Source organism: Oricola sp. (assembly GCF_022763245.1).
GTDB lineage: Bacteria > Pseudomonadota > Alphaproteobacteria > Rhizobiales > Rhizobiaceae > Oricola.
On record NZ_JALEGV010000014.1, the window covers coordinates 344,275 to 358,891 of the forward strand.

11 protein-coding genes are annotated in these 14,617 nt (G+C 67.0%); 6 read left to right on the forward strand and 5 right to left on the reverse strand.

Annotation, left to right across the window (positions count from 1 at the left end; genetic code table 11):
- Positions 1-540 precede the first annotated feature (540 nt).
- The 6 genes from MRY80_RS09365 to MRY80_RS09390 all read left to right on the forward strand — a co-directional run bounded on the left by MRY80_RS09365 (position 541) and on the right by MRY80_RS09390 (position 8,229).
- A complete protein-coding gene (locus tag MRY80_RS09365) occupies positions 541-2,130 on the forward strand; it encodes an ABC transporter substrate-binding protein (protein ID WP_293290336.1) in 1,590 nt (529 codons plus the stop codon).
- Between the two features lie 144 nt (positions 2,131-2,274).
- Complete coding sequence (locus tag MRY80_RS09370; protein ID WP_293290338.1) at positions 2,275-3,222, forward strand: ABC transporter permease; 948 nt, start codon at positions 2,275-2,277, stop codon at positions 3,220-3,222.
- A gap of 14 nt (positions 3,223-3,236) precedes the next feature.
- Positions 3,237-4,115, forward strand: coding sequence for an ABC transporter permease (locus MRY80_RS09375; protein WP_293290340.1), 879 nt, complete (start codon positions 3,237-3,239; stop codon positions 4,113-4,115).
- On the forward strand, positions 4,112-5,725 hold the full coding sequence (locus MRY80_RS09380) for an ABC transporter ATP-binding protein (protein WP_293290342.1): 1,614 nt from the start codon (positions 4,112-4,114) through the stop codon (positions 5,723-5,725). Before MRY80_RS09375 ends, MRY80_RS09380 begins: the two co-directional genes overlap by 4 nt.
- Positions 5,715-7,430 (forward strand): serine hydrolase domain-containing protein, encoded by a 1,716-nt coding sequence (locus MRY80_RS09385; RefSeq protein ID WP_293290344.1) that lies wholly within the window; start codon positions 5,715-5,717, stop codon positions 7,428-7,430. The genes MRY80_RS09380 and MRY80_RS09385 overlap by 11 nt, the downstream gene beginning before the upstream one ends.
- A gap of 106 nt (positions 7,431-7,536) precedes the next feature.
- Complete coding sequence (locus tag MRY80_RS09390; protein WP_293290346.1) at positions 7,537-8,229, forward strand: GntR family transcriptional regulator; 693 nt, start codon at positions 7,537-7,539, stop codon at positions 8,227-8,229.
- A 55-nt stretch (positions 8,230-8,284) separates the two neighbouring features.
- On the opposite strand, the gene MRY80_RS09395 is transcribed toward MRY80_RS09390, so the two are convergent.
- The 5 genes from MRY80_RS09395 to MRY80_RS09415 all read right to left on the reverse strand — a co-directional run bounded on the left by MRY80_RS09395 (position 8,285) and on the right by MRY80_RS09415 (position 14,502).
- Complete coding sequence (locus MRY80_RS09395; RefSeq protein ID WP_293290348.1) at positions 8,285-9,826, reverse strand: sulfatase-like hydrolase/transferase; 1,542 nt, start codon at positions 9,824-9,826, stop codon at positions 8,285-8,287.
- 101 nt (positions 9,827-9,927) lie between these two features.
- Positions 9,928-10,893 (reverse strand): tripartite tricarboxylate transporter substrate binding protein, encoded by a 966-nt coding sequence (locus tag MRY80_RS09400; RefSeq protein ID WP_293290350.1) that lies wholly within the window; start codon positions 10,891-10,893, stop codon positions 9,928-9,930.
- Complete coding sequence (locus tag MRY80_RS09405; protein WP_293290352.1) at positions 10,890-12,407, reverse strand: tripartite tricarboxylate transporter permease; 1,518 nt, start codon at positions 12,405-12,407, stop codon at positions 10,890-10,892. The genes MRY80_RS09400 and MRY80_RS09405 overlap by 4 nt, the downstream gene beginning before the upstream one ends.
- 3 nt (positions 12,408-12,410) lie before the next feature.
- Positions 12,411-13,001 (reverse strand): tripartite tricarboxylate transporter TctB family protein, encoded by a 591-nt coding sequence (locus MRY80_RS09410; protein WP_293290353.1) that lies wholly within the window; start codon positions 12,999-13,001, stop codon positions 12,411-12,413.
- 46 nt (positions 13,002-13,047) lie between these two features.
- Positions 13,048-14,502 carry an NAD-dependent succinate-semialdehyde dehydrogenase gene (locus tag MRY80_RS09415; RefSeq protein WP_293290486.1) on the reverse strand — a complete coding sequence of 485 codons (1,455 nt, stop codon included), beginning with the start codon at positions 14,500-14,502 and terminating at the stop codon, positions 13,048-13,050.
- Positions 14,503-14,617: the final 115 nt, after the last annotated feature.

Genomic DNA, 14,617 nt, shown 5'->3' on the forward strand with positions numbered 1-14,617 from the left:
CGCCACGGCTCTGCCTGAAATTTGCGCAAGAAGCGTGCGATTTTGGCCCGAGAAGCGGCGAATTTCCGGCGTTTTTCGCGGGAATACGGTGAATTCCGGCGCTGGATCGCCGCGATCAGGGTGGGGAATGCGCTGTCGACAGCGACGCTTCATGTCCCGTGGCTAGGTGAATCGGAGGACCTCCCCGCGCGCGTTCGAGGTCGCGGCGCCGTTGAATGGTGAATTTTCCAGGCTTTCCGCGTTCTTCGGAGCAATTATCTCTTTAATTACAATGGCTTGAAATTTGAGGGTTGCGACGAGTGCGCGTTCTCGCGCTCCGCGCCGCTGCATCGGTGCCTGCGGCATTTGATCATGTTCATCAACCGCTTAGCCGCTAACGGCGCTGAGCTTCGGGCCTTCGACAGGGTCAACTCAATCGGAAAGATTGTCTGACATAACATTGACAGGCTTTCCATCGTCCGCTTAGCTGCCCACCGCAACCGCACAACCTTCGGGAGCCTTCAACCCGGGAGCCTTGAACCCTTGAGAGGAGTTGGCCGTATGAGCCCAATGAAAGCCAGACCGACATTGCGCAGACTCTGCGCTGCGCCGATCGCCGCGATGCTTGCGACCGCGGTCGCGCTCGCCGCCGCCATTCCGGCCCAGGCCACGACCGTCAAGGCGGTGATGGGCTGGAACGTCGCGACCATCGATCCGCACAAGACCCGCTCGCGCGTCACCGCCACCCACGCCCAGATGATCTACGACCAGCTCTTCGGGCTCGACACCGCGCTCTACGTCAAGCCGCAGATGGTGGGCGACTACCAGGTGTCGGACGACGGCATGACCTATCTGTTCACGCTGCGCGACGGCCTCGCCTTCCATGACGGCCGGCCGGTGACAGCGACCGACGTCGTCGCCTCGATGGAGCGCTGGATGGAAATGGTCCGCAACGGCCAGACCGCAGCGGAGCAGACCGAAAGCGTCACGGCGATCGCCGACAACCAGATCGAATGGCAGCTCAAGCGTCCGTTCCCCTTCCTTCTGGAACTGCTGGCACGGCCGACGCAGTCGCCCGCCGTCGTCATGCCGGCCGACATCGCCGCCTCGCGCGAGGCGCTCGAAGCCGGCGACATGATCGGCTCCGGCCCGTTCAAGTTCGCCGCCGACGAATGGGTGCCCGGCGCCAAGGTCGTCTATGTGAAGAACGAGGCCTACGTGCCCCGTTCCGAGCCGACCGACGGGTTCACCGGGTCCAAGGAGCCGTTCGTGGACCGGGTCGAGTGGCTGGTGATGAACGACCTGCAGACCGCGCAGGCCGCGCTGATCAATGGCGAGATCGACTTCATGGAGAACCCGCCCTTCGAGACCTTCCAGGTGCTCGAGGCCTCCGGCGCCATCACGGTGCGCAGCCTCGACGATTACGGCCGCCAGGGCGTGTTTCTCTTCAACCACGCCCAGCCGCCCTTCGACAACAAGTATGCCCGCCAGGCGGTGCAGTGGCTGGTCGACCAGGACAAGTTCCTCAAGGTCGCCGTCGGGCGCGAGGACCTCTACCAGACCTGCCTGACGCTGTGGACCTGCGGTTCGCCCTACGAGACGCATGTCAATTCCGACGCGATCGCCGGCTACGATCCGGAAAAGGCCAAGGAACTCTTCGCCAAGGCCGGCTATGACGGCGAGAAGGTCGTGCTCCTGGAAAATGTCGAGGAGCCGCCGGAAGACGGCGCCATGCTGCTGCTCGCCCAGGAACTGCGCAACATCGGCGTCAATGTCGAACTCCTGCCGCTGGACTGGGCCGGCGTGGTCGAACACCGCCGCACCGAGGAAGGCTGGAGCGTCTATGTCAACGGCGCGCGCGGTCCCGACGGCGCGCTGCCCGTGCTCAACAATTTCGGCCGCACCAATTGCGGCAGCGGCACGGGCTTCGCCTGCAACGACGAGATCGCCGCCCTGCGCGACGACTGGGTGTTCTCCAAGACCGGCGACGAGTTGAAGGAGAACGCGGCGAAGCTGCAGGACATGATGAACGAGGAGGCGATCTATGTCGTGTTCGGCCAGTGGACGCTGCCGGTCGCCTATCGCAGCGACCTGACCGTTCAGGACGCACCCATGATCAGCACCTTCTTCGGCATGAAGAAGGCCGAGTAACACGGTCCGTGGTTCGCGCCGGGCTTCGGTCCGGCGCGAAATCCCGTCCGGCATGTCCCGACGGAGCCGTCCCCCGGCGGCATGCCCGTTTCTTCCGATCGGCGTGCTTGCGTCCGGATCGCGCCCGCTGACAAGGTAGCCTCGATGGCCTTACGATACATCGGCAGACGTCTTGCGCTGCTCATCCCCGTCACCTTGCTGGCGACGCTGATCGTCTTCCTGATGGTGCGCCTTCTGCCGGGCGGCCCCGCCGGCATCCTGGCGGGCGAGGAAGCGACGATCGAGGAGATCGCCGCGCTGGAGGAAGAGCTGGGCCTCAACGAGCCGATCCCGCTGCAATACGTCGCCTGGCTCGGCCGCCTCGTCTCCGGCGATCTCGGCGAGTCGATCTTCAGCCAGTTGCCCGTCTTCGACCTCCTGATGCAGCGCGTCGAGCCGACCATCTCGCTGGCGATCCTGTCGCTTTGCCTGACGATCGTCATCGCGGTGCCGATGGGCTGCCTCACCGGCGCGATGCAGGGGGCGCGCACCGACCGGTTCTTCGTCGCCTTCACCGGCGTCCTGATCTCGCTGCCGGTCTTCCTGGTCGGCTATCTGCTGATCTATTCGCTGTCGCTGAAGATGCAGTGGTTCCCGGTCCAGGGCTATGTCTCCATCCAGGACGGCCCGGTCGACTTCCTGCGCCACCTCGCCCTGCCGGCCGTCGCGGTGACGCTGCATTCCATCGCCTTCATGTCGCGCATCACGCGGGTGTCGATGATCGAGCAGCTTGCCCGCGACTTCGTGCGCACGGCCCGGGCGAAGGGCGCGCCTGAGTTCCGCGTCATCACCCGCCACGCGCTGCGCAACGCCGCCCCCGCCATCATCGCGGTGATCGGGCTCGCCTTCCTCAACCTCATCAACGGCGTGATCATCGTCGAGACAGTATTTTCGCTGCCCGGCATCGGGCGCCTGCTGGTCGGCGCGATTTCCAACCGCGACTTCCCCGTCCTGCAGGGCATCCTGATCCTGTTCGTGATGATCAATCTCGTCGTCAACATCCTGCTCGACATTCTCTATGTCGTGCTCGACCCGCGCACCGCCGCCAAGTGAACAGGAGCCAATTCGTGGACAGACATATCCTCCTGGCGCCTTTCCGGCTTCTGCCGCGCGGCAGCGTCGGCGTCCTGGTGGCGATCACCCTTGCCGCGATCGTCGTGCTCGCCGTCCTGTCGGCGCTGCATCTCGCCGATCCCCTCTACATCGATCCCCTGAACCGCATGAAGCCGCCGTCGGCCGAGGCGCTGTTCGGCACCGACCAGCTGGGCCGCGACATCTTCAGTCGCTGCATCTATGGCGCGCGCGTCTCGCTCTTCGTCGCCGTGACGACCACGCTCGTCACCTGCGTCGTCGGCGGTTCGATCGGCCTTCTGGCCGGCTATTCGCCGCTCTTCGACCTGTTCGGCATGCGCTTCATGGACGCGCTGATGACCATGCCGACCATCCTGCTCGCCATCGCGCTGTCGTCGATCATGGGGGCCGGCTTCTTCGTCGTCATCTTCGCCATCGCGGTGGCCGAGCTGCCGGGCGTGTCGCGCATCGTGCGCTCGGCCGTCTTCGCCATCGCGGCGCAGCCCTATGTCGAGGCTGCGCGGCTCAACGGGCGGCCGCACTGGCAGATCCTCGTCGTCCACATCCTGCCCAACGTGCTGCCCGTCATCCTCGTGCACGCGACCTTCCTGTTCGCCCATGTCATCATGGCGGAGGCGGCGCTCAGCTTCCTCGGCGCCGGCGTTCCGCCGTCCATCCCGAGCTGGGGCAACATGATCGCCATCGGCAAGGACGTCTTCGTCGTCGCGCCCTGGACCATCGTCTTTCCCGGCGCCTTCGTCGCGGTGACGGTCTATGTCATCAACGCCGTCGGCGACCATCTGCGCGAGCGGCTCGATCCGACGCTGTCCGGCGCGTTCCGCGAGGAAGCGGCCGGCATGGAGGCGCAGGCATGAGCGCGCTTCTCGACATCCGCGACTTCAAGGTCTCGCTCGGCCGGCACACGCTGATCGGCGGCGTCGACCTGCAGGTCCAGCCGGGCGAGGTCGTCGTCGTCGTCGGGCGCTCCGGCTCCGGCAAGTCGCTGACCGCGTCGGCGGTGATCGACCTCCTGCCGAAGATGCTGACGCCGTCGGGCGAGGTCGTCTTCGACGGACGCGACGTGACGCGCCTGTCGCGCAAGGAGATCCGCTCGTTGCGTGGCGGCGACATCGGCTTCGTCTTCCAGGAACCGCTGTCGGCGCTCAACCCGCTGATGACCATCGGCCGGCAGATCGCCGAGGGCATCTCCTATCACCGCTCGCCGGGCGCCGCGCAGATGAAGCAGGAGGTGGCCGACCTTCTGGCCCAGGTCGGTCTCGCACAGCAGGGCGTGCGCGCCGATTCCTACCCGCACGAACTCTCCGGCGGCCAGCGCCAGCGCGTCGTGATCGCCATGGCGATCGCCAACCGGCCGAAGCTTATCATCGCCGACGAACCGACGTCGGCGCTCGATGTGACGATCCAGAAGGAGATCGTCTCGCTCCTGATGACGCTGACGCGCGAGTACGGCGTCGCCATGCTGTTCATCACCCACGACATCGGGCTTGCCGCGGAGATCGCCGACCGGATCATCGTCATGCGCGACGGCGAGATCGTCGAATCCGGCGCGCGTGCGCAGGTGATCGAGAACCCGACGCATGCCTATTCGCGCGCGCTGATCGAGCGCTCCACCTCGCTCGCGAGGTTTCGCGCGGTCGCCGAGGAAACCGACGCGCCGAGAAAGACCACGGTCCGCCTGACCGGCTTCAGCCATGTCTATGGCGGACGACGGGCCGGCGATCGCGAGGTGAGGGCCGTCGACGACGTCTCCTTCGAAACCTCGGAAGGCCGCATCCTGGGTGTCGTCGGCGAATCCGGGTCCGGCAAGTCGACGCTGGCGCGCGCCCTGGTCAAGCTCCAGAAGCCGCAATACGGCACGATCGAGATCTTCGGACGCGACGTCGCGACGCTCGGCCGCCGGGAGCGCGACCGGCTGCGGCCGCGGGTGCAGTATGTCTTCCAGGATCCCGGCGCCAGCCTCAATCCGCGCTGGCGCATCCGCGACATCGTCGCCGAGAGCCTCTATGCCATCCGCCGCGAACTGGGCCCGGACGAGGTGGCGTCGCGGGTGACCGAAGCGCTCGCCGCCACCGGGCTCGACGCCGCCATGGCCGACCGCTATCCGCACCAGCTCTCCGGCGGGCAGCGCCAGCGCGTGGCGATCGCGCGCGCCATCGCGCCGAAGCCGGACCTGCTGATCGCCGACGAGGCCGTCTCCGCGCTCGACACCGAAACCCGCGACGGGGTGCTGGAGGTGTTCCTGAAGCTGCGGCGCGAAAACGCCTGCTCGATCGTCTTCATCACCCACGATCTGAGCCTCGCCAAATATGTCTGCGACGACGTGATCGTCATGACCGCCGGCAAGATCGTGGAGCGCGGCACGACGGTGGACGTGTTCCGCGCGCCGAAGCACGACTACACGCGCGCGCTTATCGGCGCCGTTCCGAAGATGTACCGCCTGCAGGACGACGACGATGCCGGTTGAGACCGCCCGGACCGTGAGCCTTCCGCCGCTCGCCGAACTCGACGGGTATTTCGAGGCGAAGCTCGGCGTGCCCGGCACCGGCATCCTCGCTGTCGTGCAGCGGGGCGACGAGCCGGCCGTGTGGCGCGGCTGGGGCGACCGGCAGATCCATCCGGGCCAGCACTGGCGCGACCCGGACGCGCTGACCGTGCCGTTCTGGATCGCGTCGATCTCCAAGCACTTCACCGCCTACGCGACCCTGCAGCTCGCCGAAAAGGGGCTGATCGACCTCGACGCGCCCGCCTGCACCTATCTTCCGCGGCTGGCGCGCGTGTCGGAGGCCGTGACGGTGCGCCACCTTCTGGACAGCCGGTCGGGGCTGCAGCACGACGAGCATTTCGTGCTCCTGTGCGGCTCCACGCCCGAAGCCGGCCTGACCTTCCGGCGGCGGCTGGATTTCATCTACGACAAGAGCCATCTCGACGTTCCGCCCGGCAGCCAGACCTTCTACCAAGCGACCGATTTCACCCTGCTCGGCGAAGTCGTCGAAGCCGTCACGGGCATGTCGCTCGACGATTACGCACGCGAGGCGGTGTTCGCCCCCGCCGGCATGGGCGACAGTTTCTACGGGCTGCATTACGGCGAGGCCTATCCGCGCATGGCGGGCACCTACCGCATGTCGCATTACGGCGCGTTGCACCAGTATCACAACAACATGGAGGTGCTGGGCGACGGGTCGGTGGTCTCTACGGCGGCCGACATGATCGCCTGGCATCAGCACATCCGCCGCGACGCGCTCGCGGGACGCTGGTTCGAGCAATTCGGCGCGTTTCGCGAGGATAAGGACGGCCACGGCCTCATGTATGGCTGCGGCACAAACCGGCTGACCGTCGGCGGAACGCCGGCCTATGGCAAGGGCGGCCACTCCTACGCGCATACCTCCGGCTTCGTGCGCGTTCCGGAGCACGACCTCTTCGTGCTCCTGTTCTCCAACCAGCCGTTTCTGGGCGGGCTCGGTCTTGCCAACGACGTCGCCGCCTGGGCGTGCGAAGGCATCGGCGCGGGGCGCGGCGTTGCCGGCGCGGCGCTGCCGGAGGGGTTCGCCGGGCTCTGGGTCAACGAGGAGACCGGCTATCTGGTCGAGATCGCAAGCGAGGAGCGCGACCGCCCGACCGGCCGGACGCGGACCCATTCCCTGCGCTTCGGCGCGGCGACGGCGTCGCTTCACGCCGCGGGAGAAGATCGCATGACGAGCTGGGGCCTCTACGAATACGAGGTGCGCCGGACGCCCGAAGGCCTGGCGATCGCGTTCGGCGACAACCCCGCCATGGCGTTTTCGCGGTGCCGGCCCGCGGCCGTCACGGCCGGGGAGTTCGCGGCGCTGGAAGGACGTTATCTCTGCCCGGTGCTCGACGGGCTCGTGCGCATTCGCCTCGACGACGGGCGGGCGGTGTTGCAATGGGGGCCGGGGCATGCGGTCGCGCAGGTGCTGCCGCTCCATCAGACGGCGCGCGACTGTTACATGGCGACATGGACGCCGCTCGACCGCGGCACCTTCAACGACGCGCAAAGCCCGCGCTATGCCGGCGCGCAAACCTATTACGTCAAGGTTCTGCGCGACGCGGACGGCGCGGTTGCGGGGCTTTCGATCTCGAATTGCCACGCGCGCGACTACCGCTACGAAAAACTGCCCGCATTCGGTGAAGCGGCGCGCGCGCAGGAGTAGAACGCATGTGCAATTTCGCCCGATTGAACGTAACGATAGGCTTCCTGGAGGCGAATCCCGTTCCTGAACCGGGTCATTCGGGCGCCGAGGAACGAGACGCATAGACATGAAACAGACGATCAAACATTCCGACGAACCTTTGCCGACGCTGGTTTCGGAGGTCGTGCAGCAATTGCGCGAGGAAATCCTGTCGGGCGAATTCGAGCCCGGCATGCCGCTGCGCGAAGTCGCGCTCGCCAAGCGTTTCGAGACCTCGCGCCAGACGATCCGCGAGGCGCTGCGCACACTCGCCAATCTCGGATTGCTGGAGCTGCATGAACGGCGCGGCGTGCGCATTCCGCAGATCACGCCGCGGCGCGCCAAGGAGACCTATACGCTGAGGGCTCTGCTTGAATCCTACGCGCTGCGCACCGCTCTGGTCGACGGCCGCATTCGGGAAGCCGAGATGCAGGAGATCGAGGAAGCCTACCGGCAGATGGCGGAATGCGCGCATAACGAGGACATTCCGGGCCTCGTCGAGGCCGACATGCATTTCCACTGGGTGCTGTGTCGGCTCTGCGAGCACGAATTGCTGCTCGACACGCTGCAGCGGCTGCAATCGGCCACGCGGCTCTCACTGTTGCACATGAAGGTCTACGGCACCGATGCCGAAGGCGAGGTGGAATCGCATGCGCCCATTCTCGCGGCGGTGCGCAAGCGCGACGCCGAAGGCGCGGCCGCCGCGTTGCGCGACCACATCAACGCCCATGGCGAGCGCCTGCTCTTCAAGCTGATCGAGCTGCAGAGCTCCAAGGGCTGACCGATCCCCGATCTGCGAACCGACCCCCGCGCGCGCAGGGGCCGGTTTCTTGTCGTCAGCACATGCCGGCGATCGGCAGGGGCTCCCTGCGGGCGTCGTCGGGTCGCGTGCTTCCGATCGCCTCCATCTCGGCGCGCGCCGCCGCAAAGGCCGGATCGTCGAAGACGTTGTTCAGCTCGTAGGGATCGTCCTTCAGCGCATACATCTCGCCGTCGCCGGACAGGTTCTCGAAGGTCGCGCGGTAGTCCCGGGTCACCACGGTGAAGAGGTCGAGGTCGATGCCGCAACGCGATGCCGCGAGGCCCCATTCGATCAGGGCGTGATTGCGCATGTCGTCCTGCGCCGTGCCGGTCTCCAGGGCCGGCCGCAGCGACTGGCCGTGATAGTCGGCGGGCGTTCCGCCGGCGAGATCGACGAAGGTCGGCGCGAGGTCGAGCGTCGAGACGACCTGGTCGACCTTGCAGTCCCTGGCGATGCCCGGCCCGGCCGCGATCAGGCCGACGCGGATCAGGCTGTCATAGAGCATCGGCCCCTTGAACAGCAGGCCGTGGTCGCCGAGGAACTCGCCATGGTCCGCGCTGACCACGACGATCGTGTCGTCTTCCAGCCCCTTCGCCTTCAGCGCCGCGAGGATGCGCCCGACATTGTGGTCGACCAGAGAGATCATGCCGAAATAGGCGGCGGTGATGTCGCGCAACTGCCGGTCGGTCAGCCGCTTCTGGCGCGACAGGTTCTCGCGGATCTCGCGGAACTCCTCGTTGGTCTGCGGCGTGCCCGTCAGGCTGGCCGAATGCCACCAGGGCCGGCGGCCGAGGTCGAGGTCGCGATGTTTCGGCAGGTCGACGTCCTGGGGATCGTACATCCGGTCATAGGGCGAGGGCGGGTCGAAGGGGTGGTGCGGATCGGGGAAGGAGACCCACAGCATGAAGGGATCGTCGTCCTCGTAGCGCGAGATGAAGTCGGTCGCCCGGTCGCCGAGCCAGCTCGACGTGTGCCAGTTGAGCGGCAGGTCCGGCGTGTGGACCTGCTGGGCCGCGCTCGCCGGGCGCTTGCCGCTGTCATAGCGCTTGCCGGCATGCGCGCCGGCGCCGGTCTCGTCCAGCCAGCGGGTGAAATGCAGCCCCTGCGGCGGCGTCCAGTAGGGCCATTTCACCGGGCCGTCGATGAAGAGTTCCAGATAGTCGAAACCCATATAGGGGCCGGTCCAGCCGTCGTAATGGTCGGCCATGGTGTAGCGGCATTCGGGCCGGCCGGTCGGCTCGAAGGTGTGCTGCGTCGAAAAATGCGCCTTGCCGAGCATCGCCGTCTTGTAGCCCTGCTTCTTCACCTGCGCGGCGAAGCCCCGCTCGATCATGTCGTCGGGCAGGTCGATGCCGTTGTCGCGGACGCCATGGGTGTGGGGCAGGACGCCGGTCAGAAGCGAGGCGCGGGCCGGCTGGCAGATCGGCGAGGGGCAGTAGCAGCGGTCGAAGCGGGTGCCGCGCGCGGCGATCGAATCGATATGCGGCGTCGCGATGTCGGAGCGGGCGAAGGAGTAGCAGTCGGCCCGGTGCTGGTCGGTGGTGATGAAGACGATGTTTGGCTGGCGCCTGCTCATGGGTTTCCTGCTTCCTGTCTTTTTCAAGATCGGCCGGCGGCGCGCCGTGCCAGGCGCGCCGCCGGTGATCGTTCCGGTCCGGATGTCCCGTTCGTTCCAGCCTACTGGATCGAACGGTAGATCGCGTCTTCTTCCTGCATGAAGGTGCAGAATTCCTCGCCCGGCATCCAGATCGGGGCAAAGCCGAAATTGTCGCCGAATTCCTTGAACTCGTCGCTCTTGGCCGCCGCGCCGATCAGTTCCTCGGCCTTGGCGGCGATCTCGGCCGGCACGTCCTTCGGCAGGAAGATGCCGCGCGTCGATCCGATCTCGATGTCGAGGCCGTAGGCGGCGGGCGTCTCGGCGGCCTGCAGCGGCTCGTAGTTGATGTTGGCGAGCGACCCGCCTGACACCAGCATCACCGCGTCGCCGTTCTTGATCTCTTCCAGCATCACGGGCGCGATCAGCACGCCGGCGTCGACTTGGTTGCCGAGCAGCGCCTTCTTCAGCGGCGCGCCGCCGTTGAACGGGATGATGCGGACGTCGATGCCGGCCTTCTTGACGAGCGCCTCGGCGAGCGTCGAATCCGGCGTCGCGAGATCGGTGACGCCGAGCGTCATCGTGCCGGGGGCCGCCTTGGCCGCCTCGACATAGTCGCCCCAGGATTTGAAGCCCTTGGCCGAATTGGCGATCACCCACGCCGGCGTCTGGTAGACGCCGCCGACGCAGATATAGTCGGAGAGCGCATAGGGCACCTCGCGATAGACGATCGGCGCGGTGATGTCGGCCGAGCCGTTCAGCAGCATGGTGTAGCCGTTGGCGCGCGACTGCTTGACGGCCAGCATGCCGGCATTGCCCGCGCCGCCGGTGATGTTGTCGACCACGACCGACTGGCCGGACACCGTCTCGAGCGGCTTGGCGAGCGCGCGCGCCACGGTGTCGTAACCGCCGCCTGCGCGCCACGGCACGACGATGTGGATCGTGTCGTCGGGGTAGTCCTGTGCCGCCGCCGCGAACGGCGCGGTCAGCATCGCGATGCCGGCGAGCGCCGCCGCCAGGCGGCCCCGTCCCGTGAATGAGTGTCTCATGCAGTTTCCCTCTTCGTCTGCTGGGTGGATGCCTTCGCGCGTATCGACGTGAAGACGAGGTAGACTTCCCGGCAAACCAGGAAGGCAATCGCAGCGACCATGATCGCGCGCGGCCATGTGCCGACGAAGGTCGACCAGTCGCCGGCCGAATAGGCGAGGCCCAGGCGCACATTGTATTCGATGATCGGACCCAGGATCGTGCCCAGCACGATGGTCACGACCGGGAACTTGCGCGCTTCGAGGATGTAGCCGGCCACGCCGCAGGCGATCGCGACATAGACCGGGAAGATCTGGTTGTCCTCGGCGAAGGCGCCGATCACGGTGAAGACGAGGATGAAGGGGAAGATCGAGGCGCGGTCGCGCCGCAGGATGGCGATGAACAGCCGGATCGAGGCCAGCGCCACGACCAGCATGAAGATGTTGGCGTAGAACAGCGAGGCGAGGATGCCGTAGACGAAGTCGCCGCTCGTCTGCATCAGCGTCACGCCGGGCTGGAGCCCGTGCAGGATCATCGCGCCGAGCATGACCGCCGTCGAGCCGTCGCCCGGAATGCCGAGCGTCAGCATCGGGATCATCGTGCCGCCGGTCGTGGCGTTGTTGGAGCTTTCCGGCGCCAGGATGCCGTCCGGCTCGCCCTTGCCGAAATTCTCCGGGTTCTTCGACTGGCCGCGCACCGTGGCGTAGGCCATCCAGACCGAGCCGTCGGAGCCGACGCCCGGAATGGCGCCGACGACGACGCCGTAGACGGTGCCGATCGTCCAGGCCCGCCAGCGCCGCAGCATGTCGCCGAGCGAGGGCAGCTGCATGCCGATCTTGTCGGAGACCAGCGTCGACCCCTTGCCGACCATGTCGAGGTCGCTCAGCACCACGGCCATGCCGAAGAAGCCGACGAGCACGGCGGAAAACGACACGCCCGACGCCAGCATCGGGTGGCCGAAGGAATAGCGCTCGATGCCCTCCTGCACGTCATAGCCGACGCTGGAGATCAGAAGGCCGATCAGGACGCCCATCATACCGCGCACCATCGAGGCGCGGGTGAACGAGGCGACCAGCGTCAGGCCGGCGACCGCGAGCAGGGCGATGTCGGCCGGTTCGGAATGCAGCGCGACGGCCGAGATGATCGGCACGAAGGCGATGGCGACGATCCACGAGATCAGCCCGCCCGCCGTCGAGGCCATCGCCGAATAGCCGAGCGCCAGGCTCGCCTTGCCCTGCTGCGCCATCGGGTAGCCGTCGAGCACGGTGCAGGCGGCGGCCGGCGTGCCCGGCGTGCGCAGGAGGATCGAGGCGAACGACCCGCCGAGCTTGGTGGAGACGTAGATCCCCATCATCAGTTCGAAGGCGGAGAGCGGTTCCAGCGAATAGGTGATCGGCAGGAGCACGATGATCGCCATGGGCGACGACAGGCCGGGCAGCGCGCCGACCATCAGGCCGAGCACGGTTCCCAGCAGGATCAGCAGGAGGTGCGACGGCATGCTGACCGTGGCGAAGGCGTGGAGCATTCCCTCGATCATCGCTCAGACCCCCATCGCGCGGAGGGCGTGGTTCAGCCCCGGCGTGACCGGATCCCAGACGCTGCCGGTGAGCGGCATGTGCAGGAGGTAGGAGAAGAGCATCCACAGCACCGCGCCGCCGATCAGCGAGACGAGCAGGTTCTCGACCGGCTTCATCTTGCCGAACACGTAGAGGACGGCGAACAGGAAGACCGGCGTCGACAGCGCGAAACCGAAGGCGCCGATCGCCTGCGAATAGGCGATCAGCAGGGCGATCACCGCGACGCGGCGGACGTCGGCGAGGTCGAAGCCGAGGAGTTTCGGCCCTTCCTCCGGCGCCGGCCCGTCGATCTCTGCGGCCTGCGCGGCCAGTTCGTTCTCGGCCTCCCCTTCTTCGGAGACGGGTTGGGCGCCCTTGAATAGGGTGAACCCGAGGAACAGCAGCGTGAAGACGAGCAGCAGGCCGGAATAGATGAAGGGCAGGGTGCGCCAGGTGAGGCCGCCGACGCCCTTGGAGACGGCGGCGCCGGTGGGGTTGATGAACACGAACCCGCCGATGGCGATCGCCAGGACGACCAGTCCGAGCGTCAGGTCTTTGGCTTTCTCAGTCTGCATACCGTCCCCTTCGTATGCCGCGTCGTTGCCGGTCGGACCGCGCCCGTCAGGCGGCCCGGTTGATGCCGCCCATGTGCAGGTATTTCATCTCGGTGAACTCCTCGATCCCGTAGCGCGAGCCCTCGCGGCCGAGGCCGGAATGCTTGACCCCGCCGAACGGGGCGATTTCGTTTGAGATGAGGCCGGAATTGATGCCGACCATGCCGTATTCCAGCGCCTCGGCGACGCGCCAGACGCGGCCGAGATCGGTCGCGCAGAAATAGGCGGCGAGCCCGTATTCCGTGTCGTTGGCGAGCGCCACGACCTCGTCCTCGTCGCGGAAGCGGAACACAGGCGCGACCGGGCCGAAGGTCTCTTCGCGCGCCAGCACCATGTCCGGCCCCGCGCCGGTCAGGAGCGTCGGCTGGTAGTAGGTGCCGCCGAGCGCGTGGCGCGCGCCGCCGACGCGGATCTCGGCGCCCTTCGACGTGGCGTCGGCGATGTGCCGCTCCACCTTGGCGAGGACCTCGGTGTCGATCAGCGGGCCGATCTCGACCGTGGCGCCTCGTCCGTCGCCGACCTGCATCGCCGCAACGCGGGCGGCCAGCGCCGCGACGAAGGCGTCGTGGATGCCGTCCTGCGCGTAGATGCGGTTGGCGCAGACGCAGGTCTGGCCCGCATTGCGGAACTTGCACGCCATCGCCGCCTCGACGGCGGTGTCGAGATCGGCGTCGTCGAAGACGATGAAGGGCGCGTTGCCGCCCAGTTCCAGGCTCAGCTTCTTGATGGAGGGCGCCGACTGGCGCATCAGCAGCCGTCCGACCTCGGTCGAGCCGGTGAAGGTGAGCTTGCGCACCGTGTCGTTTGCGGTGAGTTCGCCGCCGATCGCCGCGGCGTCCGCGCCGGTGACGACATTGAGCACGCCCGCGGGAAGGCCGGCCTCAAGACCCAGTTCGGCGAGCGCCATGGCGCAAAGCGGCGTCTGTTCGGCAGGCTTCAGCACCAGCGTGCAGCCGGCGGCGATGCCGGGCGCGATCTTGCGCGTGACGGTGGCGATCGGGAAGTTCCACGGCGTGATCGCGGCCGCCACGCCGATCGCCTGGCGCAGCACCAGAATGCGCGCGCCGTCCTTGTTGGTGGGGATGATGTCGCCATAGATGCGGCGCGCCTCTTCGGCGTACCAGCGCACGAAGCTCGCGCCATAGACGACCTCGCCGCGCGATTCCGCGATCGGCTTGCCGTTTTCCGCCGTCAGCAGCTGGGCCAGCGTTTCCTGGTTGTCGAGGATCAGCGCGTACCAGCGCATCAGGATGTCGGCGCGGTCCTGCGCGGTGCGCGCCCGCCAGGCGCCAAGCGCGCGGTCCGCCGCCTCGATCGCCCGCCGCGTTTCGGCCGCGCCCATGTCGGGCACGGAGGCGACGACCGCTCCGGTCGCGGGGTCGGTGACGTCGAAGCGCTTGCCGGTGTCGGATTCCAGAAATTGTCCGTCAATCACCGCGTTTGGCGCCTGCGAGCCGCGCATGATCGCCGCCGCGGATTCCCCGGCATCGCCCGCTTCGCTCAAACCCGATACCGCAACCATACGGCTTTCTCCATTGTCAGTGCTGAATTTCAGATATGTCGACAAAACTCCGTCG